The sequence below is a fragment of the Flavobacterium sp. genome, from assembly GCF_027483985.1.
GTDB lineage: Bacteria > Bacteroidota > Bacteroidia > Flavobacteriales > Flavobacteriaceae > Flavobacterium.
The window spans coordinates 1-26,050 of sequence record NZ_JAIXTJ010000009.1; the positions used below are offsets into that span (position 1 = coordinate 1).

At 32.7% G+C, this 26,050-nt stretch carries 23 protein-coding genes; 11 read left to right on the forward strand and 12 right to left on the reverse strand.

The window, feature by feature from the left end; genetic code table 11:
* Window positions 1–316: 316 nt before the first annotated feature.
* The 5 genes from thrS (at window position 317) to Q0050_RS01285 (ending at window position 4,588) form a co-directional block, all read left to right on the forward strand.
* Entirely contained in the window at window positions 317–2,263 is a 1,947-nt protein-coding gene (gene thrS, locus Q0050_RS01265) for a threonine--tRNA ligase (protein WP_298391874.1), read from the forward strand.
* 42 nt (window positions 2,264–2,305) lie between these two features.
* Window positions 2,306–2,854, forward strand: a complete 549-nt coding sequence (gene infC, locus Q0050_RS01270; protein WP_298392075.1) for a translation initiation factor IF-3 — start codon at window positions 2,306–2,308, stop codon at window positions 2,852–2,854.
* 143 nt (window positions 2,855–2,997) lie between these two features.
* A complete protein-coding gene (rpmI, locus tag Q0050_RS01275) occupies window positions 2,998–3,195 on the forward strand; it encodes a 50S ribosomal protein L35 (protein WP_298120276.1) in 198 nt (65 codons plus the stop codon).
* Window positions 3,196–3,344: 149 nt separating this feature from the next.
* Window positions 3,345–3,689 (forward strand): 50S ribosomal protein L20, encoded by a 345-nt coding sequence (gene rplT, locus Q0050_RS01280; protein WP_298120274.1) that lies wholly within the window; start codon window positions 3,345–3,347, stop codon window positions 3,687–3,689.
* 146 nt (window positions 3,690–3,835) lie between these two features.
* The gene (locus tag Q0050_RS01285) at window positions 3,836–4,588 is read left to right on the forward strand and encodes a hypothetical protein (protein ID WP_298391876.1); all 753 of its coding nucleotides are present in this window, start codon (window positions 3,836–3,838) and stop codon (window positions 4,586–4,588) included.
* A 3-nt stretch (window positions 4,589–4,591) separates the two neighbouring features.
* Here Q0050_RS01285 and Q0050_RS01290 read toward each other — a convergent pair whose 3' ends face one another.
* Together Q0050_RS01290 and Q0050_RS01295 are read right to left on the reverse strand one after the other, a co-directional pair.
* The gene (locus tag Q0050_RS01290) at window positions 4,592–5,434 is read right to left on the reverse strand and encodes an isoaspartyl peptidase/L-asparaginase (RefSeq protein ID WP_298391878.1); all 843 of its coding nucleotides are present in this window, start codon (window positions 5,432–5,434) and stop codon (window positions 4,592–4,594) included.
* 78 nt (window positions 5,435–5,512) lie between these two features.
* A complete protein-coding gene (locus Q0050_RS01295) occupies window positions 5,513–6,385 on the reverse strand; it encodes a cyanophycinase (RefSeq protein ID WP_298391880.1) in 873 nt (290 codons plus the stop codon).
* Between the two features lie 349 nt (window positions 6,386–6,734).
* Here Q0050_RS01295 and cphA point away from each other — a divergent pair, with 349 nt between their 5' ends.
* The 5 genes from cphA to Q0050_RS01320 all read left to right on the forward strand — a co-directional run bounded on the left by cphA (window position 6,735) and on the right by Q0050_RS01320 (window position 14,542).
* Entirely contained in the window at window positions 6,735–9,356 is a 2,622-nt protein-coding gene (gene cphA, locus Q0050_RS01300; RefSeq protein ID WP_298391882.1) for a cyanophycin synthetase, read from the forward strand.
* A gap of 67 nt (window positions 9,357–9,423) precedes the next feature.
* The gene (locus Q0050_RS01305; RefSeq protein WP_298391884.1) at window positions 9,424–9,882 is read left to right on the forward strand and encodes a DUF1569 domain-containing protein; all 459 of its coding nucleotides are present in this window, start codon (window positions 9,424–9,426) and stop codon (window positions 9,880–9,882) included.
* A 93-nt stretch (window positions 9,883–9,975) separates the two neighbouring features.
* Window positions 9,976–11,838, forward strand: coding sequence for a U32 family peptidase (locus Q0050_RS01310; RefSeq protein ID WP_298391885.1), 1,863 nt, complete (start codon window positions 9,976–9,978; stop codon window positions 11,836–11,838).
* A gap of 131 nt (window positions 11,839–11,969) precedes the next feature.
* Window positions 11,970–12,320, forward strand: coding sequence for a cation transporter (locus Q0050_RS01315; protein ID WP_298391887.1), 351 nt, complete (start codon window positions 11,970–11,972; stop codon window positions 12,318–12,320).
* A gap of 89 nt (window positions 12,321–12,409) precedes the next feature.
* Window positions 12,410–14,542 carry a DPP IV N-terminal domain-containing protein gene (locus Q0050_RS01320; RefSeq protein ID WP_298391889.1) on the forward strand — a complete coding sequence of 711 codons (2,133 nt, stop codon included), beginning with the start codon at window positions 12,410–12,412 and terminating at the stop codon, window positions 14,540–14,542.
* A gap of 713 nt (window positions 14,543–15,255) precedes the next feature.
* On the opposite strand, the gene Q0050_RS01325 is transcribed toward Q0050_RS01320, so the two are convergent.
* On the reverse strand, window positions 15,256–16,521 hold the full coding sequence (locus Q0050_RS01325; protein WP_298391891.1) for an asparagine synthetase B: 1,266 nt from the start codon (window positions 16,519–16,521) through the stop codon (window positions 15,256–15,258).
* A 308-nt stretch (window positions 16,522–16,829) separates the two neighbouring features.
* Between Q0050_RS01325 and Q0050_RS01330 the strand changes: the two genes are divergently transcribed.
* Complete coding sequence (locus Q0050_RS01330; protein ID WP_298391893.1) at window positions 16,830–17,411, forward strand: ribosome-inactivating family protein; 582 nt, start codon at window positions 16,830–16,832, stop codon at window positions 17,409–17,411.
* Here the strand turns inward: Q0050_RS01330 and Q0050_RS01335 are convergent.
* The 9 genes from Q0050_RS01335 to tgt form a co-directional block, all read right to left on the reverse strand.
* Window positions 17,408–18,079, reverse strand: a complete 672-nt coding sequence (locus Q0050_RS01335; protein ID WP_298391894.1) for a response regulator transcription factor — start codon at window positions 18,077–18,079, stop codon at window positions 17,408–17,410. The genes Q0050_RS01330 and Q0050_RS01335 overlap by 4 nt on opposite strands.
* A 2-nt stretch (window positions 18,080–18,081) precedes the next feature.
* Entirely contained in the window at window positions 18,082–18,879 is a 798-nt protein-coding gene (locus Q0050_RS01340) for a histidine kinase (RefSeq protein WP_298391897.1), read from the reverse strand.
* On the reverse strand, window positions 18,863–19,390 hold the full coding sequence (locus tag Q0050_RS01345; RefSeq protein WP_298391899.1) for a hypothetical protein: 528 nt from the start codon (window positions 19,388–19,390) through the stop codon (window positions 18,863–18,865). Before Q0050_RS01345 ends, Q0050_RS01340 begins: the two co-directional genes overlap by 17 nt.
* A 113-nt stretch (window positions 19,391–19,503) precedes the next feature.
* Entirely contained in the window at window positions 19,504–19,815 is a 312-nt protein-coding gene (locus Q0050_RS01350) for a hypothetical protein (RefSeq protein WP_298391901.1), read from the reverse strand.
* 256 nt (window positions 19,816–20,071) lie between these two features.
* Window positions 20,072–21,622 (reverse strand): replicative DNA helicase, encoded by a 1,551-nt coding sequence (dnaB, locus tag Q0050_RS01355; RefSeq protein ID WP_298391903.1) that lies wholly within the window; start codon window positions 21,620–21,622, stop codon window positions 20,072–20,074.
* A 151-nt stretch (window positions 21,623–21,773) separates the two neighbouring features.
* On the reverse strand, window positions 21,774–22,727 hold the full coding sequence (locus tag Q0050_RS01360) for an acetyl-CoA carboxylase carboxyltransferase subunit alpha (protein WP_298391905.1): 954 nt from the start codon (window positions 22,725–22,727) through the stop codon (window positions 21,774–21,776).
* A 94-nt stretch (window positions 22,728–22,821) separates the two neighbouring features.
* A complete protein-coding gene (locus tag Q0050_RS01365) occupies window positions 22,822–23,703 on the reverse strand; it encodes a DMT family transporter (RefSeq protein WP_298391907.1) in 882 nt (293 codons plus the stop codon).
* Window positions 23,690–24,775: an LptF/LptG family permease gene (locus Q0050_RS01370; protein WP_298391909.1), complete on the reverse strand. Its 1,086-nt coding sequence runs from the start codon at window positions 24,773–24,775 to the stop codon at window positions 23,690–23,692. The genes Q0050_RS01365 and Q0050_RS01370 overlap by 14 nt, the downstream gene beginning before the upstream one ends.
* 27 nt (window positions 24,776–24,802) lie before the next feature.
* Window positions 24,803–25,933 carry a tRNA guanosine(34) transglycosylase Tgt gene (gene tgt, locus Q0050_RS01375; protein WP_298391911.1) on the reverse strand — a complete coding sequence of 377 codons (1,131 nt, stop codon included), beginning with the start codon at window positions 25,931–25,933 and terminating at the stop codon, window positions 24,803–24,805.
* Window positions 25,934–26,050: the final 117 nt, after the last annotated feature.

Genomic DNA, 26,050 nt, shown 5'->3' on the forward strand with positions numbered 1-26,050 from the left:
AAGAGTTGTTTATTAATCTACTCTCTTTTTATATTCTAACTCTTTTATACAATACAAAGGTACCACAACCATACATCATCTATGAAGTATCTATGGAGTATCCATACACTATCCATACAATATCCATACACTATACCAGTACTAATATAACTAAAAAGATTTATAAACTAATCAAATCTAATTGTTTTAGCAGGTGAAAGGATTACATAAAAACAGCCACACCATTCGCTTCTAAAAAAAATACCTACTAATATACCTTTATATATTGTATGTGTTTTGTTATTCTATTATATTTGCCATTCATAAAATTTAAGGAATGATAAAGATTACACTACCTGACGGTTCAGTTAAGGAGTTTGCAAAAGGTACAACTCCAATGGATGTTGCAAAAAGCATCAGTGAAGGATTAGCGCGAAATGTGATTTCAGCAGCTTTTAATGGTTCAACTGTAGAAACTTCAACGGAATTAACGACCGATGGTTCACTCATATTATATACATGGAATGACAAAGAAGGTAAAAAAGCTTTCTGGCATTCAACCTCTCATGTTATGGCTCAAGTTTTGGAGGAAAAATATAACGGTATTAAATTGACTCTTGGACCAGCTATTGATAATGGATTTTATTATGATGTTGATTTTGGTAGCAACAAAATAACTGACGCTGACTTTAAATCTATTGAGGACCGCATATTAGAAATATCTAAAGAGAAGCATGAATTTAAAATGCGTGCCGTTTCAAAAGCGGAAGCATTAGCAACCTATAAAGATAATGAATATAAAACGGAATTGATTTCAAACTTAGAAGACGGAACAATTACTTTTTGTGATCATGCCAACTTTTTTGACTTGTGTCGTGGTGGACATATTCCAAATACAGGAATTATTAAAGCCATGAAAATTATGAGTGTTGCCGGTGCCTATTGGCGTGGTGATGAAAAAAATAAACAGTTAACTCGTGTCTATGGAATTTCATTTCCGAAGCAAAAAGATTTAACTGAGTATTTAGAACTTTTAGAAGAAGCTAAAAGGCGAGACCACAGAAAACTGGGGAAGGAATTAGAATTATTTGCTTTTTCACAAAAAGTAGGTCAAGGTTTACCTTTGTGGCTTCCGAAAGGAGCCGCTTTGAGAGATAGATTAGAGCAATTCTTAAAGAAAGCACAGAAAAAAGCAGGTTACGAACAGGTGGTTACTCCACATATTGGACAAAAAGAACTTTATGTTACTTCAGGACATTATGCTAAATATGGTGCTGATAGTTTTCAACCAATAACAACTCCTGCTGAAGGCGAAGAGTTTTTATTGAAACCAATGAACTGTCCACATCACTGTGAGATTTATAACACAAAACCATGGTCATATAAAGATTTACCAAAACGCTATGCTGAATTTGGAACTGTATATCGATATGAGCAAAGTGGCGAATTGCACGGACTAACACGCGTAAGAGGTTTTACTCAAGATGATGCACATATATTTTGTACCCCAGACCAATTAGACAGTGAGTTTAAAAAAGTAATTGACCTTGTATTATATGTATTCGGTTCTTTAGGATTTGAAAACTTTACTGCACAGGTTTCTGTTCGTGATTTAAATAATCCCGAAAAATATATTGGTAGTGTTGAAAACTGGGAAAAAGCAGAAAATGCAATTATCAGCGCTGCAAAAGATAAAGGATTAAATTATGTAATTGAAAGTGGTGAAGCTGCATTTTATGGACCAAAATTAGATTTTATGGTTAAAGATGCTTTAGGAAGAAGTTGGCAACTTGGCACGATTCAAGTTGATTACAACCTACCTGAGCGTTTTGAATTGACTTATAAAGGCGCAGATGACAAATTACATCGACCAGTTATGATTCACCGCGCACCTTTTGGATCAATGGAACGTTTTATCGCAATATTACTTGAGCATACTGCAGGAAATTTCCCACTTTGGTTGATGCCTGAACAAGCTATCATCCTCTCTTTAAGCGAGAAATATGAAAATTATGCTAAAAAAGTTTTAGAATTGCTAGAAAATCACGAAATTCGCGCCCTAATTGACAATCGCAACGAGACCATAGGCAAGAAAATTAGAGAAGCTGAAGTCCAAAAAATGCCGTATATGTTAATCGTTGGAGAAGAAGAAGAGAAAAATGGAACTATCTCCGTGCGTAAACATGGTCAAGAAGGTAAAGGTAACATCACTGTAACAATTGAAGAATTTGCGAAAATTGTAAACGAAGAGATTGCCAAAACATTAAAAACATTTGAAGTTTAATCTACCTGTCAGAAGACAGGCTAAAATAATAAAGCCATAGCAATTAGAAACAACAGAGGTTATCAACCTCGAGTAGAAAAAAAAGATGAACACAGAATAAATAATTTTATTCGTGTACCGGAAGTGCGTCTTGTTGGCGAAAATATCGAACCAGGTATTTTTAAAACAGCAGATGCTATGCGTCTTGCAGATGAATTAGAACTGGATTTAGTAGAAATTTCTCCCAATGCAGAACCTCCTGTATGTAAAATTATGGACTATAAAAAGTTCGTATACATGCAGAAAAAGCGTGACAAAGAACTAAAAGCTAAATCAACTCAAATTGTAGTCAAAGAAATTCGCTTCGGACCACAAACAGATGAACACGATTATGAATTCAAAAGAAAAAATGCCGAAAAATTCCTTAAGGAAGGATCGAAATTAAAAGCTTTTGTGTTCTTTAAAGGTCGTTCAATTATTTATAAAGAGCAAGGCCAAATCTTATTATTACGTTTAGCTCAAGATCTAGAAGACCACGGAAAAGTGGAAGCTCTTCCGGTTCTTGAAGGAAAGCGAATGATTATGTATATTGCTCCGAAAAAGAAAAAGTAAGCAGTGTTCAGTCTCTATAAGCAGATTGGAAATTAAAAATAAGTACTGAATAAACTTCAGTAATAATACTTGAATTAGGTTGAGAAACTGAAACAAGTTTAGTTTTAAGTAAGTAAGTTAAATATAAATAAATTAGGGAAATTATGCCTAAAATGAAAACAAAATCTAGTGCTAAGAAACGTTTTAAAGTTACTGGTTCTGGAAAGATTAAAAGAAAACACGCTTTCAAAAGCCACATCTTGACTAAAAAGTCTAAGAAGCGTAAATTAGCTTTAACTCACTCTGCATTAGTTGCTAAAGTAGATGAAAAAAGCATCAAACAACAATTAAGAATTATATAATTAGTATTAAGATTTTAGTATTAAGTATTAAGACTTAAATCTTAAAAAAATAATTCTTTAGGTTAAAACAATTTTAATAACCTTGGAGTATGGCTATAAAGTTCCTTTGATTAAATTCAGGACGCCTGCTACAAAAACACAAGAAAATTATGCCAAGATCAGTAAATTCAGTTGCTAAAAGAGCAAGAAGAAAAAAGATAATGAAGCAAGCCAAAGGTTTCTTTGGTCGTCGTAAAAACGTTTGGACTGTTGCTAAAAACGCAGTTGAAAAAGCGATGGTTTATGCTTATCGCGATAGAAAACAAAACAAGAGAAACTTCCGTTCATTATGGATTCAACGTATCAACGCTGGAGCTCGTTTAGAAGGAATGTCTTACTCTCAATTCATGGGATTAGTTAAGAAAAATGGTATCGAATTGAACCGTAAAGTATTAGCAGATTTAGCAATGAATCACCCAGAAGCTTTCAAAGCTGTTGTGAAAAAAGTGAAATAAAAAACGTTTGTACAACCCGTTTAACTTACTTACCTATAGAAAATCCCAATCAAAAGATTGGGATTTTTTGTTTATTAATAATAAAATCATCTTAGCTTAATTATTAGTTAACTTCATTGTTATAAACTTTGTAATAATTAAACTATATGACAGAAAACGAAAAACTATTATGGGAAAAAATTTCTCAGTTTAAGTTCAATGATGAAGAAAACGATTTCAAATTTTCAGATCGTTTAGCAAGAGAAAACAATTGGTCTGTTGAATATTCTATGAAAGTAATAGAAGAGTATAAAAAGTTCCTATTCTTATGCTGTATTACTTCAACAGGAGTAACTCCTTCCGATCAAGTAGACCAAGTTTGGCACCTTCATTTAACCTACACTAAATCCTATTGGATTGACTTATGCAAAAACACGTTAGGAAAAGAAATTCATCACAATCCTACAAAAGGTGGTGCTACTGAAGCTATAAAATTTGATTCCTATTACTCAAAAACTAAAGAAGACTACAAAACAATTTTCAAAACAGAGCCACCAATAGAAATTTGGCCAAATAACGAAGTAAGATTCACAGATATTGATTTTAAAAGGATAAATATCAACCAAAATTGGATTTTAAGAAAACCTTCTATTCAACAAAAAAGAATTGCTTTAACTGCAGCAATATCGCTAATTTCCTTACCGCTTATACAAGCCTCTAACCAAGATGATTTCTTTATAATTGTATTCCTAATTATAGTAGTATTATTTTTCTTGTTTAACTACTCTAAAAATGGTAAAAACAATAGAAACGATGGTTCGGGTTGCACTTTAGGTTGTGCTACAGATTCAAGCGACAATGGCTGTTCTGGCGATAGCGGTTGCGCAAGTGGTTGTGGCGGTTGTGGTGGTGGAGATTAATTTCTATCCGAAAACTTCCTCGTTCACACCATCAAAACTGGCAAAAACCATACTTGGGTGTGAATCCTGATGAAACATATTACCGTCTTTATCAATAGAAATGGCACCAGCAAATCCATCGTAAGGTTTCAATTCTGAAAAAGTTTTCTCGAAGGCCTTATCTAACGAAAATCCATCTGTAACACGTGTGACAATTTTGGAAGCAGTGGCATTACTCACAATATCTTCACCTACTCCAGTCAAACTTACACCGCAAAATTCATTAACATAATTTCCGGCAACCGTTGCGCTATCAGATATTCGCCCTGGAATTTCGAAACCTTTTCCACCAGTTGACGTTGCTGCAGCAAGTTTACCATCAGCATCCAAAGCTACACAGCCCACAGTTCCTGTTCCGGTTGCAGCTAATTTTGCTTCATATTCGGCTCTTCGCTGCGGAATTTCAGTAGAAAATTGTCCAAATCCGTGTTGTCTAGCAAAATTGGTTGCTCCATTTCCACCCAAAACTCTATCATCCACTTTCATCAATTCTAAAGCCACTTGAATAGGGTTTTTCACTTCTTCAATATTGATAACACCACTGAATTTTTGAGAACTCCCATCCATTAATGATGCACTCATTCTAATCTTTCCATCACTTTGAATCTGCGAACCAATTCCGGCATTAAACAAGGCATCATCTTCTAACAAAGAAACCGCATAAACAACTGTTTCGACTGCCGAATGCGTTTTCAAGTAATCATAAGCATCTTTTACAATTCGAAGCAAAGCATTTTGTTTAGCAACTTTGGTCTCTAAACTTGTTGAAGATTCCGAAAAGAAACCACCGTGAATTATTATTTTCATTTGAAAAGGTTGTAGGTTGTAGGTTGTAGGTAGTATTGTTAAAATCCTAACAACTATTACCTACTACCTATTACCTCATTAAACGTATTGTGAACTACTAATTGTCATTTTAAAAGTATCCAAATCAAACGTATCGTGTTTGCTCATCACGTGCGTCACCAAGTGATTAATTGATATTGGTTTCCCTAAATCTACTTGCGTTAAATTAGTGTCTTTTACTTCTCTTCCATCTACTAAAATTACTAATCCTGATCCAATAGCTTCCATTTGTCGACCATTTAAAATCAACAAACCAGTATCTTCACCAAGACCAATACCTAACACTTTCGGATTTCCAACAACTGCCTGAAACAATCTTCCAATTCTTCCGCGTTGCACAAAATGGGTATCAATTACAACATCATCAATCAATCCTAATCCAGATGTAATCTTAACTTCACCCTTCAACAACGCTTCTTGACTACTTCCTTGATAAATCATACTATTACTTGCAGCTGCTGCTCCAGCACTAGTTCCTGCATAAATAAAATCGGTATTTCTATACTTATCAATTAAGATTTCGTCAAATGGAGTTCCTCCTAAAATAGAAGTCAATCGCAACTGATCGCCACCAGTAAACATTACCACGTCAGCCGCTCTTAATCGTTCTAAAACCTCAGGTTCACTGGCTTGTTCTCTGCGTTCGATATAAAGTACATCTACATTATTTGCACCCAAATAACTAAATGCTTTCACATATTCTGGTCCGATTTCTCTTGGTATTTTAGAAGCTGTAGTAATTACTTCAATCCTAGATAATTCTTTATTTACAGATTCTTTAATGATTCTTTTCAAAATTCCCTCTTCAAAGAAATTCAAATTTTTTGGAGCATCTTTATCCAAATTCGTCTCGGTAAAACTGCCTTTATCAACAGCGCCACCTATTATTATTAGTTTTCCTTGTATTTTCATTTCGTAAAAATAACTATTTCATAATATTTCACAAATGTTTTATGTCTTTTTGAAGCGAAACTTATCGACCACTTATTAACCATATTCCCGCTTTTCATTACAATCTCTTCGAGGATTTTCATTACAATCGGGGCTAAATAGTGTTTGTCGAGCACTTTTGTTACATTTTTAAAAGAAATTTCGTTATTTCTCCTTTCAAAAGACAAAGCAAATCCTTAAAAATCAATACAACCCCAACAAATCAATGAAAAAATAAACTTTTTCTCATAAAAAATGTTTCATAATAATAAATATTTTCTATTTTTAACAAATACATTACAATCATTACAAAACAAAACAACAATAGATTATGAAGATTGATAAAATTCAAGCGTTACGTGGACCAAACATTTGGAGTGTACAACGAAAAAAACTAATCCAAATGCGTTTGGATTTAGAAGATATGGAAGAACGTCCAACCAATAAAATTGAAGGTTTTCGCGAACGAATTGAAGCAATGTTTCCCACAATGATTGAACATCGCTGTTCTGAAGGTTGTCGTGGCGGTTTCTTCTCTCGCGTTGATAGAGGAACTTGGATGGGACACGTTATCGAACACATAGCACTAGAAATACAAACACTTGCCGGAATGGAAACTGGGTTTGGTAGAACACGTGAAACTAAAACTCCTGGAGTTTACAATGTAGTTTTCAGTTATACCGAAGAAAATGTAGGTTTATACGCAGCCGAAGCATCGGTAAGAATTGCCGAAGCATTAATTGCAGGTACAAATTATGATCCTGAAATTGACATCCAAAAAATGCGTGAAATTCGTGAACGAGTGCGTCTCGGACCATCAACAGGAAGTATTGTTGAAGAAGCAGTAGCACGAGATATTCCTTGGATTCGTCTTGGAACAAATTCTTTAGTACAATTAGGATATGGTGTAAATCAAATGCGTTTTCAAGCAACAATTACTTGTAAAACGAGTAGCATCGCAGTTGATATTGCTTGCAATAAAGAACAAACCAAAAAAATGTTAGATGCAGCATCAATTCCGGTTGCTAGTGGTGGCATTTGTGTTGACGAAGAAGATCTTGACGAAGTTATCCGCAAAATTGGATTTCCAATTGTGCTAAAACCTTTAGACGGAAACCACGGAAAAGGTGCTTCAATCAATGTAAAAAACAGAGAAGATGCTGTAGAAGGATTGGCTTATGCTAAAAAATACAGTCATCGAGTAATCGTAGAAAAATTCATCACAGGTTATGACTTTAGGGTTTTAATCATTGATAACAAACTAGTTGCAGCAGCCAAAAGAGAACCTGCTCACGTTAAAGGTGATGGCACACAAACCATTCAGCAACTTATAGATGAAACCAACCTTGATCCAAAACGTGGTTACGGTCACGAAAACGTGCTTACACAAATCGATGTTGATCGAGATACTGAAGATTTATTGATAAAATATGGTTACACACTTGAAACCGTTCCAAGAAAAGATGAAGTAGTTTATTTGAAATCAACGGCTAATTTAAGTACAGGTGGAACATCAATTGACGTTACTGATATGATGCATCCAGAAAACATTTTCCTTTGCGAACGAATTTCTCGTGTCATCGGATTAGATGTTTGTGGCGTAGATATTATGGCCGAAAACTTAACACAACCCTTAAAAGAAAATGGCGGTTGTATTCTAGAAGTTAACGCTGCTCCAGGTTTCAGAATGCACTTAGCTCCAAGTGAAGGATTACCAAGAAACGTTGCTGCTCCAGTAATTGATATGCTTTATCCTCCAGGAAAGCCAAGTCGTATTCCGATTATTGCCGTAACAGGAACTAATGGAAAAACTACTACTACTCGCTTAATAGCTCATATCGTTAAAAATAATGGTTTTCGAGTAGGATTTACAACTTCTGATGGTATTTATGTTCAAAATCATTTGATGGAAAAAGGCGATACTACTGGTCCAATTTCTGCCGAATACATTTTGAAAGATCCAACGGTTGAATTTGCTGTTCTAGAAACTGCTCGTGGCGGAATTCTTCGTGCAGGATTAGGTTTCAGCCGATGCGATATCGGAATTATAACCAATATTCAAGAAGACCATTTAGGATTATCAGATATTCATACGCTTGACGATTTAGCCCGCGTAAAAGCAACTGTTGTTCGCAGCATCAAGAAAGATGGTTGGGCCATTTTAAATGCTGAAGACGCCCAATGTTTAAAAATTGCTAATGAATTAAGTTGCAATATAGCTTATTTCGCTATGGACGAAAACAATCCAAAAGTAGTTCAATTTGCTAAAGAAGGTAAAATTGTAGCCGTTTATGAAAACGGATTCATCACTATCAAAAAAGGCGAATGGAAAATTCGTGTCGAAAGAGCCACTCACGTGCCTTTAACTTTGGGTGGAAAAGCTAAATTTATGATTGCAAATGTTTTAGCAGCCACTTTAGCAGCTTATTTGCAAGGATTTAAAACCGAAGATATTAGTTTGTCACTGCAAACCTTCATTCCAAGTGCAGCACAAACACCAGGAAGAATGAATATTTTCGAATTCAAAAAGTTCAAAGTATTAATTGACTTTGCTCACAATCCAGCAGGATATAAAGGTGTTGAAGAATATTTAAGTAGTGTTGAAGCTACCAAAAAAATAGGAATCATTGCCGGTGTTGGTGATAGACGTGATGAAGATATTAAAGAATGTGCTAAAATCGCTGCTCGAATGTTTGATCACATCATCATTCGTCAAGAAAAATACTTACGCGGAAGAACCGAAGAAGAAATCATAGGATTAATTATGGAAGGTATTGCTGCTTCAGGAAGAACTATAACTCACGAAATTATTTCTAAAGAGGTTGAAGCAATAAAACACGCAATGAACACCGCAGAAGATGGCACTTTTATAACTGCTTTAAGTGATGTAGTTACCAATGCAATTAATATTGTTCAAGAATATTTAGATAAAGAACAAGAAGAAACGGTGTAGAAACCAATTTCTAATTCCTGAATCCCAAATTCCAAAAGGTTTTTGGGATTTTTTAAAATTTTAAAGTATGCAAAAACTACAAAACCTCATTTCGCAACTCGAAGCTAAAATTCCTTTTCACGAAAAAACAAATCCTACGGTTTCAAAATCAACTGTCGGTTGGCAAATTGAGCACAGTTTGAAAACGATTTATCAAATTACAAAGATGGTTAAAAATTCAAATCCACAAGAATACCAACGTAAGTTTAATAAAAGTAAACTATTTATTTCGATTTTGGGTTTTATTCCAAGAGGCAAAGCCAAAGCTCCAAAAGTAGTGTTGCCCGATGATATTATATCGGAAGAATCGTTATTATTAAGTTTACAAAAGGTAAAATTAGCACTTCAAGAATGGGATTCGTTTGATAAAAATTGTTATTTTCCGCATCCTTATTTTGGAAATTTGAATAAAAAATCAACGGAGTGGTTTTTAAATTTGCATACCAACCACCATTTGAAAATTGTAAATGATATTTGTAAAGCATAATTGCAAATCATAAAATGATTAAAAAATCAATTTAATTTAGATTTCTCCAATAAATGTAAGACCTTTGCACACTTTTATTTAAGGACTTATTATATGAAGAAGAAAATAGAAATTCTTGCTCCTGCAAAAGATTTAATTCACGGAATGGCTGCAATCAATGCCGGTGCCGATGCTGTTTATATTGGCGCACCACAATTTGGAGCACGTTCAAACGCACACAACTCTATTGAAGATGTTGCGGAGTTAGTAAAATATGCACACCTTTTTAATGCACAAGTTTTTGTAGTTATCAATACCATATTGTATGATGATGAATTGGAAACTTGTCGTCAATTAATTTGGAAATTATATGACATCGGTGTTGATGCCTTGATTATTCAAGATATGGCGATAATGGAAATGGACTTGCCACCAATAGTTTTGCACGCAAGTACGCAGGCCAATAATCGTGATGCCGATAAAATAAAATTCCTAAAAGATGCCGGAATGAAGCGTGTAGTTTTAGCGCGTGAATTGAATTTGCATCAAATAAAAGAAATCAGCGAAGCTAGCGATGTTGAATTAGAATTCTTTGTAACCGGAGCTTTGTGTGTATCATTTAGCGGAAATTGTTATATGAGCGTTGCCAATGGCGAACGTTCTGCTAACCGAGGTTCGTGTGCACAAAATTGTCGATTACCTTATAATTTAATTGATGGAAATGGCGATACATTAATCAAAAACAGTCACCTACTTTCTATCAAAGATTTTGATGTTTCCGATCAAATTCCAAATTTAATTGAAGCCGGAATTTGTTCGTTTAAAATTGAAGGTCGTTTGAAAGATATCGTTTATGTCAAAAATAACGTTTCCTATTTACGTCAGAAATTAGATGCTTTTTTAGAACAAAATAGCGATAGATACATCAAAGCTTCATCCGGAAAATCAACTTATACTTTTGAATCTTCACTAGATAAGTCGTTTAATCGAGGTTATACTGATTATTTTGTAAACGAAAGACACCAAGCCATTGGTTCGTGGGAAAGTCCAAAATCTAAAGGTCAATATATAGGTAAACTTATTAGAACAGTTGGCAATTCTTATGAAATTGAAAACGGCGAACTATTAAATAATGGTGACGGACTTTGTTTTATCAACGAAAATAATGAAGCCGATGGAATCTATGTCAACAGAGCCGAAAATGGTTATGTTTTTCCAAATGTTTTAAAAGAAATAAAGGATGGAACTTTTATTTATAGAAACAACGATGCCGCTTTTATCAAAATTGTTGAACGCGAAGACAGTGCTGTTAGAAAAATCAGTACGTCGTTACTGCTAACAGAAAATGAAAATGGTTTTGAATTAAAAGCTACAGACGAAGACGGAAATGTTAGCGTTGTATCGTTAGTTCATCCGAAAGAGCAAACCAAAAACAACGAATCTATTGAAGAAAATTTCAAAATAAATTTGGCTAAAACTGGATTTACTCCTTATAACGCAGATGAAATTACCATTAAATTCTCTCAAAATTGGTTTCTTCCTATTTCTAAAATCAATGAAATGCGAAGAACAGTTTACGAGCAATTGTCTGAAATTCGTTTAGCAACCTACCATCGTGAAGAGCATCAGTTGGTAAAAACATCGCATCCATATCCTGAAACTTCACTTGATTTTATGTACAATGTTGCCAATAAATCAGCGCGAACTTTCTATGAAAGACACGGTGTAACTGAAATTGAAAAAGCTTTTGAATTGCAATGGGATCCAGGAAAATCTCGAGTGATGACTACTAAATATTGCATCAAATATGAATTAGAAAAATGTCCAAAATACCATAAAGATACTATGGAAGGTAAACTTAAAGAACCTTTAGTATTGAAACAAGGTGAGCTAGAATACAAACTTAAATTCAACTGCAAACCGTGCGAAATGGAAATTTGGGAAAAAGATGCCGAATTTGAAATTGAAGAAGATTAAATTTAGTTTCGAGTTTCGGATTTTATACTGAGTTTTACATATTATAAAACTTATATCAAAGGATAATGAATACGGTCTAACGCTTCATTATCCTTTTTTTATATCTTTATACCAACAAACAAAATTACATTATGAACAAAAAAATCTTATTATTATTTGCCTTATTTATAACATTCGCAACATTCGCACAAGAAGGAAAAAAGAATGAAAAAGCAGTAATTAAAACAACTATCAATTGTGATCATTGTGAACAATGTGAGACTTGTGGCTTAAATTTCAGAGATAATATGCTCAAAATTAATGGCGTAAAAATGTATGAGTTAAATACTAAAAAAATGACTATCACTGTCTATTACAATGGTAAGAAAACCAATTTACAAAAGATAAAAACAGCCATTTCAAAATTAGGATATGACGCTGATGAAATAAAAGCTGATGTAATATCTTATGAAAAATTAGATGGTTGCTGTAAAAAAGCTTAATTAAAAAAACATAATAAGGGATAATGAAATCGGTCTAACCTATCATTATCCTTTTTTTATATCTTTATACCAACAAACAAAATTACATTATGAACAAAAAAATTATTCTTTTCATTAGTTTATTTATTGCAACAACATCTCAAGCGCAATTAAAAAAAATAACTCTTGAAGACGGCGTTTTACAACAAGGTCGAAAATTTGGTGCCGATAAACTAACCGGTTTTCAGTGGATTCCAAACAGCAACAAATATGTTTACTACACCGATGCTTGGACCAAAATGGTAACTGCAACCACTACAGATGCCAAAACTTCCGAATTAGTAACTTTATCTGATATAAATTCTGCCTTAGGAACTAAATTAAAAAACTTCTTCGGAGTTCAATGGATGGATGCTTCAACCATTTTAGTTTTAGAAAATGGAAACTATTTTACTTATTCTTTGACTTCTAAAACCGGAAAAGAATTATTAAAAACTCCCGAAGCTGCAGAAAATTTAACTTTTGATAAATCAAATCAACTTTTAGCATTTACTGAAGCTAACAATTTATTTTTTATAAATAAAAACAAAGAAAAAGTTACGGTAACTAATAATGCTGATAAAAATATAGTTTCAGGACAATCAATTTCTAGAAACGAATTCGGAATTTCAGGTGGAATTTTTTGGTCACCAAAAGCTACTTTTTTAGCTTTCTACCAAAAAGATGAAACTGAAGTAGCTGATTATCCTCTTTTAGACATTAACGAAACTCCAGGAAAATTGGTATCAATAAAATATCCAATGATTGGTCAAAAATCAGAAAAACCTAAAGTTGGAATATACAATTTGTCTTCAGGAAAAACCGTTTTCATCAAACCGCGAAATAACGCTGACGATTATTTAACCAACCTATCTTGGACACCCGACGAAAAGTTCATCTTAATTGCTGAATTAAATCGTGGTCAAAATGATATGTGTTTGAATTTATACGATGCTAATTCAGGCGCTTTTATCAAAACTCTTTTGAACGAAACAAGCGATAAATGGGTTGAACCAGAACACGATGCGTTTTTTCCAAATGAAAAATCAAATAATTTTGTTTGGCACAGCGAAAAAGACGGCTTTCAAAACCTTTACTACTACTCTATTGATGGGAAATTGATTAAAAAATTAACTAATAATCAATTCGTAACAAGAGATATTATTGGAGCAAATCCTGCCGGAACAGAGATTTATTTTAAAGCTACAGGTCCAAATCCTACAAATATGTTAGTATATAAAGTAGATTTGAAAGGAAAACAAACCTTAATTACTAAAGACGAAGGTGTACATAATGTAGCTATTTCTTCAGATTATAATTGGTTTTTTGATGAGTATTCGAATCATTCCACTCCATCAAAATCGCTGTTGTATAATAAAAGTTTGAAAGCAACTACTTTATTAGAAAGTAAAAACAAATATGACGGCTACGAAATGGGTACAGCCGAAATCAAAACAATCAAAGCAGCCGATGGAACAACCGATTTATATACAAGATTAATCAAACCAAGCAACTTTGATGCTACAAAAAAATATCCAGTAATGGTTTATGTTTATGGTGGACCACACGCTCAAATGATTACCAATTCTTATTTAGATGGCGCCAATCTTTGGATGTATTGGATGGCAGAACAAGGTTATTTAGTATTTACAGTAGACAACCGCGGTTCTGATAATCGTGGATTTGCTTTTGAAAGTGTGATTCACGGCAAATGCGGAACCAATGAAATTGAAGATCAAATTAAAGGTGTAGACTACTTAAAATCATTACCTTATGTTGATGGTAATCGTTTAGCAATTCACGGTTGGAGTTATGGCGGATTTATGACTAATTCGTTGATGTTGAGAAAACCAGACGCTTTTAAAGTTGGTGTTGCTGGTGGACCAGTTGTGGATTGGAAATGGTATGAAGTGATGTATGGCGAACGCTACATGGACACGCCAACAGAAAATGCTAAAGGTTTTGAAGAAGCAAGTTTGCTCTCCTATGTGAAAAATTTGAAAGGAAAACTACTATTAATTCACGGAACCAATGATGACGTAGTTGTAGAACAGCACAATTTATCATTGGTAAAGAAATTTGTAGAAGCAGGAAAACAAGTAGATTATTTCCCTTATCCAATGCACAAACATAATGTTGGTGGTAAAGACCGAGTGCATTTGATGACCAAAGTTTTAAATTATATTATCGAAAACAACAAGTAATTTCGAATTCCAAAATTTTAAATCCCAAATTCCAATACTTATGGAGTTTGGGATTTTTTTTTATTCAAAGATTGCTTTATTGTTTAGTACTCGCCACTCTTTGTATATCATAAATTGAAACAAAATATAAAACAACGAATTAAAAACCCATATGTCCATATAAAAAGGTGATTCAAAAAACACTAATGTAGTATTGCCTGAAAGAAATATTAACATACTACTAATCAAATAAAAAGTGAGCCCAAAACAAAAAAAGAAGTAATTGTAGGTAGTTTTTAAATGTTTATAAAAATAAATAGCACAGTAAAGAATTAATATGCTAGAAGTCAAGGTTATCTCTAAAACATTGAATTGCCAATAAAAAGACGGATTGTTATAATATTGATATGCTAAAATAACTACTACTCCACAAAAACACAAATAAACTAATCTATTTAAAGCTTTATCATTAAAAAGCTGTGTGAAGAAAAAACTCAAAACTATAAACTGAATGTTAAAGTAATAATGAGACAAAAAGAAATTTGAATTAGGTTTCATGATGCCAATAACATGACATATTAGCTCAATACTAAATAAGATTCCTAAATAAAGTGTAAGAAATTTATAAGATTTGTCTTTTCCTTTTATAGTTTTAAGGAAAAGAATACTGTTTAGGAGTAAAAATAAAAGTCCTGCAATACTTATTAATATTGATACAATCATTTAATTACCTCTTAAGTTTTCTGTTTTTTCTTTTTCGCTGCTGGAAATAGAACATTATTTAATATCAATCTAAAACCAGGCGAATTGGGATGCAAGTCTAAAACGGTTGGCGCATCTCCTACTCTATGCTGATAATCCTCAGGATCGTGACCACCAAAAAAAGTAAAAAATCCTTTTCCTTTTTGACCGTGAATGTATCTTGCTTCTTCGTTAAGCTGATTTTCACCTAAAACTAAAACATTAGATTTTATTAATTCACGCTCAAATGAAGTCGTTTGTCCCATAAAACCTTTTACAAGTTGGGTATGATTTTGACATAACATACTCGGAATAACATCCCATTTAGCTGAATATTCCATCAATGTAAAATAGTCTTTTTCCATAGGAATTCTTCGTTTTTCGGTCATATCAATATCTGAAAACTCGTAGTGTTCTGGTTTTCTATCCAAAATAAAATTCTTGAAAGCAAAAGTTCTTGCATAATCTATTTTAGATTGATAATTGCCTTCGCTATCATCGCCATCAAACATTGGTTCACAAATATCAACACCTTCTGCGGCTAGAGCAATATCAAAACTATCTGTAGCAGAACACATGGCAAACATAAAACCTCCACCGATAACAAAATCTCTTATTTTTTTAGCAACCGCTAATTTTTCTTCAGATACTTTTGAATAACCTAGTTTTGCGGCTAAGGCTTCGGCATCTCTTTTTTGATCGATATACCAAGGTGCGTTTCTATAAGCTCCGAAAAATTTACCATACTGTCCGGTAAAATCTTCGTGATGCAAATGCAACCAATCATATAAAATCAACTGATCTGATAAAACTTCTTCATCATATATAGGTGTAAACGGAATTTCAGCATAGGTCAAAACCATAGTAACTGCATCATCCCAAGGTTGCTTTCCTTTGGGCGTATACACTGCAATTTTGGGTGCTTTTTCTAAAACAACTGTTTCCATATTTTGTGATGGTGATGAAATTTCATCTAAAATTTGATTGGCTTCACCATCAGAAAGAAGTTCAAAACTCACACCTCTAATTTGGCATTCTTTTCTAATTTCTGGTGCATCGGGTAATAAAAAAGAGCCACCACGATAATTTAACAGCCAACTTGCTTTGTATTGCTTGTCAAGACACCAATAGGTAATTCCGTATGCTTTAAGATGATTTTTTTGAGAAATATCATCCATTGGCAAAAGAATAAAATTGGCATGCACTTTAGATATGCCAACTAATAATAATAGTATACAAACTGACTTAATGATTTTCATATCAATGTAAATTGAACTCGAAGATACTTTTTTTGATTATACTATCAAAGCTAATGTTTTGTTAATTGTCAATTTATTTTATCAAAAAAAACTAAAATCACGTAAAACTACGTATATGACGGCAAAAATATAGTCCCTAATTTTGGAGTAATAAATAAAGCACTTTATTATGAACACTAACGAGGCAATGATTATGAACAATTCTTTTAAAAGCATGAATATTTTTAAAAAGTTAGGTCTAACAATATTACTAGTTATGTTGTTGGTTTACTTTGTATTATCGTTTAAATTTATATTAAACCTATAAAATGAACTATAAATTAAGGCTTGATGCAAACGGCATTTATGTTTCAGATTTACAAACTATCATTGATTCGATAAAAGTTAATGGTAATAAGGTTACTTGCGACTCTGTTCTAGTTTCTCACCCAAAAGGTGCCGAAGTGAAACTTCATATGAATTTTGGATTAGAAACAAATTCGAATAATCCACCTGCACTTGCCTCTTTAAATATTCTAGGGTTTAAATCAAAAGGTAATCAAAATTTTATTTTTGATATTGACTCAATAACCTGCGATGAAATAAAACTCAAGGCAAACAAATTAAATATTAATTTGTCTTACAAAAGTTTAGGGTATTCGATGACTCTTCCTTCCGTTACTGACGAAAACCTTTTTGAAAGTATTACTATTCTTAATTCTATTACAAGCGAATCTACTATCGGTCAAAAAGAATATGATGCTTTGGCTAGATTGATTGTAGTATCGAGTGAAGCCATTAGATTTACATCGGTAGCAAATGGTGTAAACAAAATATTAGGAAATGAAAATTCTTTCACTCCTAATTTATTCGAAATAATTGGTTGGGGCGGACATTCTGTGGCGAGCTAGAGTTCATCAGCAATCAATAATTTATTCTGAATGGCATAAACAACTAAGCCTGCAATGTTTTTAGATTCGGTTTTTATCAACAAATTTGTTCGATGACCTTCAACCGTTCGCGCACTGATAAAAAGTTTTTCTGCAATTTCGGCCGTACTCATTTGTTGGCAAATCATCGTTAAAACTTCTCGTTCTCTATTAGTTAAAAAATCCTCATCAAATGAAGTTTTATTAACTTTATTATCTGAAATTATATCATCTTCAATCACTTGCATAACGATACTATTGTAATAAAATCCTTTAATAGCGACTTCATTGATAGTCTCAATCATTTCTGCAGGAGTGGCATTTTTTACTAAATAAGATACCGCACCAACGTGAATCATATTGGCTATAAATGATTTAGTATTATAACTCGTTAAAGCAATAATCTTAATTTCTGGAAATTCTTTATGGATGATTTTAGTTGCTTCTACTCCATTTATTCCTGGCATTTTTAAATCCATTAAAATTATGTCTGGAATTTCAGAACAGTCTTTTAAATAGGCTATCAATTCAGCGCCATTTGAAGCTTCATACGTAACCTCAATATTTTTCTCTCTTTGTAACAAAAAATAAATTCCTTTACGAAACAGTTCTTCGTCGTCGGCTAGAACAATTTTTATTATATCACTCATTATTAAAAAGTAAAATTAATTTGAAACCCATTATTAACAGATGTTAGTATAGAAAATGAGCCATTTAAAAATGAAATTCTACTTTCAATATTTTTCATTCCTAAACCTTTACTAGACTCTACTGAATTATAATTAAAACCGATACCATTATCAGAGTAAACACATTCATTTTTACCATTAATAGATTTCATCAGTATATTAATTTGAGTAGCTTTTCCGTGTCTCACCGAATTATTGAGCAACTCTTGAAGAATTCTAAAAACGTGTAAATGTTTGTCAATTTCATTAATATCAAACGTTGTTTCACTTTTATAAACTACTTTAACCACTTTTGAGCTGTTGAATTCAACAACTAGTTCTTCAATACCAGCATGTAGTCCGAACTTTTCTAGAACTGGTGGTAATAAATCGTGAGCGATTCTTCTTGAATTTTCTAATGCTTTTTGGGTTAATTCTGTTATGTTTTTAGTGATTTCTTGTAATTCAGCTTCTGATAAATTTGGAGTTTTTAATAAATGTGTGTTTAACGAAACCACATTTAATTTGGAACTAATATCATCATGCAAATCTTGAGCAATCCGTTTTCGTTCGTCTTCTTGCGTTAAAATTACCGATCTTAAAAGTTCTTTTTGATGATTAATTTCCAGATTTTTCTTTTCAATTTCCTTTTGGATGATTTTCTTTCTTGAAAAATAAAAAAACAGAATTACTACACCTGCCATCATTAAAAAAATAATGAATAAAAAACCTACAACCTCATTAAGGTTGTTAGTGATCATAGTATCATTTATTTTTTTCATTTATATAATTTGATTTTATAGTATACCATTCGATGCAAATGAAAATATGATACACGAAATATAATAAAATATTTAACATCACTAATACATCTGAAAAATCACGACCATAAATGGTATGTAAATTTCGAGGTAAAAACACAACAATACTACCAAACAAGTAAATTAATATCCCTGCGTTTATATAATAAAATTCTCTTTTACTTGATAATAAATTATAAAAATGAAAAGTACTGTAGGCTATCAAAGACATTGCAGTAAGAATGATTTCAAGTAAAGAAAACTGATGAATATCGTCTGGGTTAATACTAAAATTAATAAGTAAAACCGCTGGTATAATCAACAAATTAGATTGAATTATTTTTCTCTGAAAGGGTACTTTTATCAATTCTAGATAAAATAAACTCAATAAAATAAACTGTCCTGAAAAATATAAATGAGAGAATATCAAATTTTGATAGCCAAACTTTATTACTACAATACTTATAACTTCAATAAAAACAAATAAACCCAAATAAATTGTATAAATTTTAAATGCTTTATTTTCTTTAAAAAACCTAAACAGAAAAAGCAAAAAATTTATTAGTAAGAAACTTAGAGTTATATATCTTATTATACTGAACATTATTAAAATTTAAATAACGGACTATCTACATCACAATTAGGTTGACAAGGTTGAGAAAAATCATATATGTATTGACCATTTTTATCATCAATTAAATCTTTGCCGTTTTTATCAACACCAACAATCATTAATTTAGTGATATTATTTTCATCAATTCCTAAATAAGTTCTAATATTTACAGTATTTTCTTCAGCAATTGCTTGCGTCAAATCGACCTCCGGAATTAAAAATGCAACAACATCTTGATTTGGTCTATTTCTCCAATTAGAAGCCCACTTTTGTGCTTGTTCTAAAGTAATTGTGTTTTCTGCCATTTTATTTTTTGGTTAGGGTTAAATATTTATTACGATAATGATGAAAAATAAAAATGATTAACAAAGCCATAAAAATAGCAACTGTAAATAAAACTTTTACAATTTCTAAAAACTGGTTTTCGCTAAAATTTAAGTTAATCATTGACAATTATAATAATTTTGTAAAACTACTATAATGTTTTCATTCAAAACCACGTAAAACTACGTGATTTTTATTTAAAAAAAAAGTTCTGATTTGTCAGAACTTAATTACTTTTTAAAACGGTACGTCGCTATCATCATCAAACGCATTGTTGGAACTACTTCCAAAAGCATCATTTGCTGATGGCAGATTTTTGGTGAAAAATGGATTATCATCACCCAAATTCATCTTCGAAGGCAAGTCATCAAAACCGCCACCATAATCTTCTAGATTATCAAATTTTCCTAAATTTCCAACAAATTTTAATCGGATATTTTCAAGTGAACCATTTCTATGTTTTGCTATGATAAATTCGGCTTGCCCTGCAGTTGGCGATTGTTCATCATCATCCCATTCTTCAATTTTGTAATATTCCGGACGGTAAATAAACGATACAATATCGGCATCTTGCTCAATCGCACCCGATTCACGAAGGTCAGAAAGCAAAGGTCGTTTACTAGAACCACGAGTTTCAACCGCACGCGATAATTGTGAAAGAGCAATTACCGGAACTTCAAGTTCTTTGGCTAATGCTTTTAAGTTTCGTGAAATTGTAGAAATTTCTTGTTCACGATTTCCGCCGCCTTTTCCGTTTCCACCAGCAGTCATTAATTGAAGATAATCTACAATAATCATTTTTATTCCGTGTTGAGATGCCAAACGTCTGGCCTTGGCACGCAAATCAAAGATGGAAAGTGATGGTGTATCGTCAATAAATAAAGGTGCTTTTTCTAAATCTTTTACTTTTACTGATAATTGTTCCCATTCATGTTTTTCAAGTTTACCTGTTCTCAATTTTTCAGAAGAAAGTCCTGTTTCAGAAGAAATCAAACGCGTAATCAATTGAACAGATGACATTTCAAGAGAAAATAAAGCCACCGGATGACCAAAATCTATAGCAATATTTCGAGCCATTGAAAGTACAAAAGCCGTCTTTCCCATACCTGGACGAGCTGCAATAATAATCAAATCGGATGGTTGCCAACCCGAAGTTACTTTATCTAGTTTTTCAAAACCTGTGGCAATTCCGGATAACCCTTCTTTTCCTGCAATTTCTTCAATTCGTTTTTTAGCTTGAATAACTAAACTTTGCGCGGTTTCAGAACTTTTTTTGATATTACCTTGAGTAACTTCATACAGTTTAGATTCGGCTTTGTCTAATAAGTCAAATACATCTGTGGTTTCATCATAAGAATCTTCAATAATTTCAGAAGAAATTCTGATTAAACTGCGCTGAATATATTTTTGTAAAATAATTCGTGAGTGAAATTCGATGTGCGCCGATGATGATATCTTTTGCGTAAGCTGAATAAGATAAAAATCGCCACCTGCTAAGTCTAGTTTTGCATTCTTTTTTAACTGCGATGAAACTGTTAACAAGTCAATTGGCTGTGAATCTGTGAATAACTGAAAAATAGCTTCAAAAATATGTTTGTGCGCTTCTTTATAAAACGCCTCCGACTGAAGAATATCGATAACCTCATCAACTCCTTTTTTATCAATCATCATTGCACCAAGAACAGCTTCCTCAAGGTCTAAAGCTTGTGGCGGAAGTTTTCCTTTTTCTAAATTGATAATCGTAGTTTTATCTACTTTAATTGGGTTTATATTTTTGATATTTTCCATATAGCGAAAGTAACCATTTCTTCAACTTTTGTGAAGTTAAGTTATTACTATTTATTGTTTATAACTAATCATTTATTGTTAACAACCACAAAAAAATCCGTCTCTTCCTAGTGTTTCAGGACGAGACGGATTTAGATATTTTTGTAAGATTTTACTCTTTATACTCGCCCATTTTGCTGTATTTGTCCATTCTTTGCGATACTAATTCAGTTGTTGATAAATCTTTCAATTCATTAAAAGCTTTCATAATATATTGCTCTACTGTTTTGAAAGTTGTTTCTTTATCATAATGTGCGCCACCAAGTGGTTCAGGTATAATATCGTCAACTAATTTTTGTTTTTTCATATCGGCAGAGGTCAGTTTTAAGGCATCGGCTGCTTGTTCTTTATATTCCCAACTTTTCCATAAAATTGACGAGCACGATTCAGGAGAAATTACAGAATACCAAGTGTTTTCCATCATTAAAACTCGATCTCCTACACCTATTCCTAAAGCTCCACCAGAAGCTCCTTCACCTACAATAACACAAATAATTGGCACTTTAAGACGGCACATTTCTAGAATATTTCTAGCAATAGCTTCACCTTGACCGCGTTCTTCGGCTTCTAAACCAGGATAAGCTCCAGGTGTGTCGATGAAAGTAACCACAGGAATTCCAAATTTTTCAGCCATTTTCATCAAACGAAGTGCTTTTCTATAGCCTTCAGGATTGGCCATTCCAAAATTTCTGTACTGACGCATTTTGGTATTGATTCCTTTTTGTTGACCAATAAGCATAAACGATTGTCCGTCAATTTGACCTAAACCACCAATCATGGCTTTGTCATCTTTGAAATTTCTATCTCCAAAAAGTTCTAAAAAAGTTCCTTTAGTAAGATTGGTAATATGTTCTAAAGTATAAGGTCTGTTAGGGTGACGAGAAAGTTGAACACGTTGCCAAGCTGTTAAATTCTTGTATATTTTACGTTTGGTTTCTTCAAGTTTTTTCTCGATTTGTTTGCAAGTATTGGTTACATCAACATCTGATTCTAGACCAATAATCTGACATTTGTCTAATTGGTCTTCCAACTCTTTAATAGGAAGCTCAAAATCTAAATATTCCATAGGATTTGTGCGTTTTAATTAAAATTCGAACTACAAAGATAAAATTTAAAATGTTTTGTAAAAGTAATTTTCTACGATAAGTTGCAAAGAAATGCTAAGTCGCTTTTAATCTGCTTTTTATAATTCCGTTTAAAATGACTGTGATTAAAATAATTAGCGCGCCAACATAAAACTGCGGACTCATTTGCTCTTTATCTTCAAAGATTAGAACAGCTAATATGATACCGTAAATAGGTTCAAGATTTATAGTCAACATTACCGTATATGGACTTAAAAATTTCATTACATCAGTCGAAGCTATAAAGGCATAAGCCGTACAAACTGAACTTAGTACTAATAAATATTTAAGGTCATTGAAAGACAACTGAAAAAACTCAAGGTTAAAACTACCAGAAAACAGCAGAAAAACCGAAAAAAACAAAACACCTCCAGATAGTTCATAAAAAGAGATGACTGTAGCATCATAAACCTTAACAAATTTACTATTGATAACGGCAAAGGATGCCGATAAAAAAGCAGAGGTTAAGGCTAATAGTATACCTTGAACATATTTTCCTTCGACATTAAATATAATAGTTAGACCAAAAACGACAATCAATCCGAAAAATATTTCGTACCAAACCATTTTCTTTTTGAAAAAAATGGGTTCGATTAGCGACGTAAAAAAAGCTCCTGTAGATAAACAGGCCAAAGTAATTGAGACATTTGAAACCTTGATTGCCTTGAAAAATGTAAACCAATGCAGCGCAATGATTAATCCGGCGAGGAGAAATTTGAGCACCATTTTTTTAGAAACATCAATAGGAATCTTTTTCCATTTGATATAAATCAGGATAAAGAAAACAGCGAACAACATTCTAAACCACACTAATGGCAGCGCTTCTAAAGTGATTAGCGCTCCAAGAATTGCAGTAAAACCCCAAATGAACACAATCAAATGAAGGTGTAAGTAACTTTTAGTGTTATCGTTTAGCATTACGAAGTAAATAGATGGCTAAAATACCGAAAAGGACATTAGGTATCCAAACGGCAACTATAGGTGATGTTGTAGATTTTTCGGCCAAAACACCAAATACTTTGTCTAAAAAAACAAAAGCAAACGCAAGCAAGATTCCGATAGCTAGATTAATTCCCATTCCACCTCTACGTTTCATAGAAGAAACCGCTACCGCAATAATCGTTAAAATAAAAGCAGAAACTGGTAGACTGTATTTTTTATATAAAACAACTAAGTACGTATTAATATTGGTTGAACCTCTAGTTTTTTCTTTTTCGATAAACTTCACTAAATCAAAATAAGAAAGCGTTTCTGCAATATAAACCACAGGAGTTAAATCTTCTAAATCAAATTTCAGAACGGTATCTTTTCTTTGAACTGCGGTAATCTCATCGTTTAAAGCGCCTATTTTTCTTTTCTTAAAATCAAATAAAGTATAAGAACTATCTCTTGGGTTCCATTTAATTCTACTGGCTGAAATTTTATATTTTAATTGATCGTTTTCAAATCGTTCCATCGAAAAATTAAACGCCATTTTAGAAGCGGAATTAAAACTACTTACATAAATGTATTCTTCTTTATTGATTTGGCGATAAACATCGGAGTTGTCTCGCATTTCGTTTTGACCATTTCCAATAAGATACATGTACCTAAAGTTCTTAAAACCTTCACTAGCCTTCGGCACCAAAAAGAAACCCATTAGCAGAGAAAATATCGAAACTATTGTAGCTCCGATAATGTAAGGTCTTAAAAATCGTGTGAAGGAAATTCCAGAACTTAAAATGGCAATAATCTCGGTGTTATTGGCTAATTTGGAGGTAAACCAAATAATAGATAAGAATAAAAAAATAGGAAACAGCAGATTAGCGAAGTAAACCGTAAAATCTACATAGTATTGCGCTATAGCTCCAAAAGGAACTTTATTTTCAATCATTTTGTTCACTTTTTCGGCAACGTCAATAGTTATTCCGATGGGAATAAACATTAACAACATTACTGAGAATGTGGCCAAATAGCGTTTTAATATGTATTTATCTATGATTGTAAGCATCACCTACTCTTTGTTTTAATTTAAACGTTATAGTCGTTGACTCATTTGTTTAACCATCATGTCTTTCCAAACTCTAAAATCGCCTGCAATAATATGTTTTCTAGCTTCTCGTACTAACCACATATAGAAACCTAAATTATGAATAGTAGCAATTTGCTTTCCAAGATATTCATTAGCGGCAAATAAATGACGAAGATAAGCTTTGGTATATTCGGTATCCACGAAAGTGATTCCCATTTCATCTATTGGAGAGAAATCATCTTCCCATTTTTTGTTCTTTATATTAATAGTTCCATTTGCAGTAAAGAGCATACCGTTTCTTGCATTACGAGTTGGCATAACACAATCAAACATATCTACACCAAGTGCAATGTTTTCTAATATATTGATTGGAGTACCAACGCCCATTAAATAACGTGGTTTATCTTCAGGTAAAATAGCACAAACTACATCGGTCATTGCATACATTTCTTCGGCTGGTTCACCTACCGAAAGTCCGCCAATAGCGTTTCCTACTTGATTAGAATTTGCAATGTATTCGGCACTTTGCATTCTTAAATCCTTATAAGTACTACCTTGAACTATTGGAAAAAAAGCTTGGTCGTAACCATATTTAACTGGAACTTTCTCCAAGTGATTGATGCATCGATCTAGCCAACGATGTGTCATTTTCATCGAACGCTGTGCATAGCGATAATCACACGGATATGGCGTGCATTCATCAAATGCCATAATGATATCAGCACCAATTGTACGCTGAATTTCCATAACATTTTCAGGAGTAAAAAAGTGGTAAGAACCGTCAATATGCGATTTAAATTTCACACCTTCTTCCTTAATTTTTCTATTGGCTGAAAGGGAATACACTTGATAACCGCCCGAATCGGTCAAGATATTTCTATCCCAATTCATAAATTTGTGCAAACCTCCTGCTTTTTCAAGAATCTCTGTTTGCGGACGTAAGTATAAATGATAAGTATTTCCTAAAATAATATCAGGATTTATTTCTTCTTTTAATTCGCGTTGGTGCACTCCTTTTACAGAAGCAACCGTTCCAACAGGCATAAAAATAGGAGTTTCAATAACTCCGTGATCTGTAGTAATAGATCCAGCTCTGGCTTTAGAATTGGCGTCTTTTTGTAATAAATCAAATTTCATATTGGCATTTTCAATTCGCAAAGATAGTAGAATTAAAAAATTTGAATTAAGAAATAACTTTTTTTAATAAGTATTTATGATTTAAAACAAAAAAACTAGTAATTAAAATTAACTACT

Bases quoted from the DNA above. Each gene is read 5' to 3' on its own strand.
- thrS (WP_298391874.1), top strand. From the start codon at position 317: ATGATAAAGATTACACTACCTGACGGTTCAGTTAAGGAGTTTGCAAAA.
- Q0050_RS01350 (WP_298391901.1), bottom strand. From the start codon at position 19,815: ATGGCAGAAAACACAATTACTTTAGAACAAGCACAAAAGTGGGCTTCT.
- tgt (WP_298391911.1), bottom strand. From the start codon at position 25,933: ATGAAATTTGATTTATTACAAAAAGACGCCAATTCTAAAGCCAGAGCT.
- Q0050_RS01330 (WP_298391893.1), top strand. From the start codon at position 16,830: ATGAACTATAAATTAAGGCTTGATGCAAACGGCATTTATGTTTCAGAT.
- dnaB (WP_298391903.1), bottom strand. From the start codon at position 21,622: ATGGAAAATATCAAAAATATAAACCCAATTAAAGTAGATAAAACTACG.
- Q0050_RS01370 (WP_298391909.1), bottom strand. From the start codon at position 24,775: ATGCTTACAATCATAGATAAATACATATTAAAACGCTATTTGGCCACA.
- Q0050_RS01315 (WP_298391887.1), top strand. From the start codon at position 11,970: ATGAACAAAAAAATCTTATTATTATTTGCCTTATTTATAACATTCGCA.
- Q0050_RS01320 (WP_298391889.1), top strand. From the start codon at position 12,410: ATGAACAAAAAAATTATTCTTTTCATTAGTTTATTTATTGCAACAACA.
- Q0050_RS01285 (WP_298391876.1), top strand. From the start codon at position 3,836: ATGACAGAAAACGAAAAACTATTATGGGAAAAAATTTCTCAGTTTAAG.
- Q0050_RS01290 (WP_298391878.1), bottom strand. From the start codon at position 5,434: ATGAAAATAATAATTCACGGTGGTTTCTTTTCGGAATCTTCAACAAGT.
- Q0050_RS01325 (WP_298391891.1), bottom strand. From the start codon at position 16,521: ATGAAAATCATTAAGTCAGTTTGTATACTATTATTATTAGTTGGCATA.
- rplT (WP_298120274.1), top strand. From the start codon at position 3,345: ATGCCAAGATCAGTAAATTCAGTTGCTAAAAGAGCAAGAAGAAAAAAG.
- Q0050_RS01295 (WP_298391880.1), bottom strand. From the start codon at position 6,385: ATGAAAATACAAGGAAAACTAATAATAATAGGTGGCGCTGTTGATAAA.
- rpmI (WP_298120276.1), top strand. From the start codon at position 2,998: ATGCCTAAAATGAAAACAAAATCTAGTGCTAAGAAACGTTTTAAAGTT.
- Q0050_RS01340 (WP_298391897.1), bottom strand. From the start codon at position 18,879: ATGAAAAAAATAAATGATACTATGATCACTAACAACCTTAATGAGGTT.
- cphA (WP_298391882.1), top strand. From the start codon at position 6,735: ATGAAGATTGATAAAATTCAAGCGTTACGTGGACCAAACATTTGGAGT.
- Q0050_RS01335 (WP_298391894.1), bottom strand. From the start codon at position 18,079: ATGAGTGATATAATAAAAATTGTTCTAGCCGACGACGAAGAACTGTTT.
- Q0050_RS01365 (WP_298391907.1), bottom strand. From the start codon at position 23,703: ATGCTAAACGATAACACTAAAAGTTACTTACACCTTCATTTGATTGTG.
- Q0050_RS01305 (WP_298391884.1), top strand. From the start codon at position 9,424: ATGCAAAAACTACAAAACCTCATTTCGCAACTCGAAGCTAAAATTCCT.
- Q0050_RS01360 (WP_298391905.1), bottom strand. From the start codon at position 22,727: ATGGAATATTTAGATTTTGAGCTTCCTATTAAAGAGTTGGAAGACCAA.
- Q0050_RS01310 (WP_298391885.1), top strand. From the start codon at position 9,976: ATGAAGAAGAAAATAGAAATTCTTGCTCCTGCAAAAGATTTAATTCAC.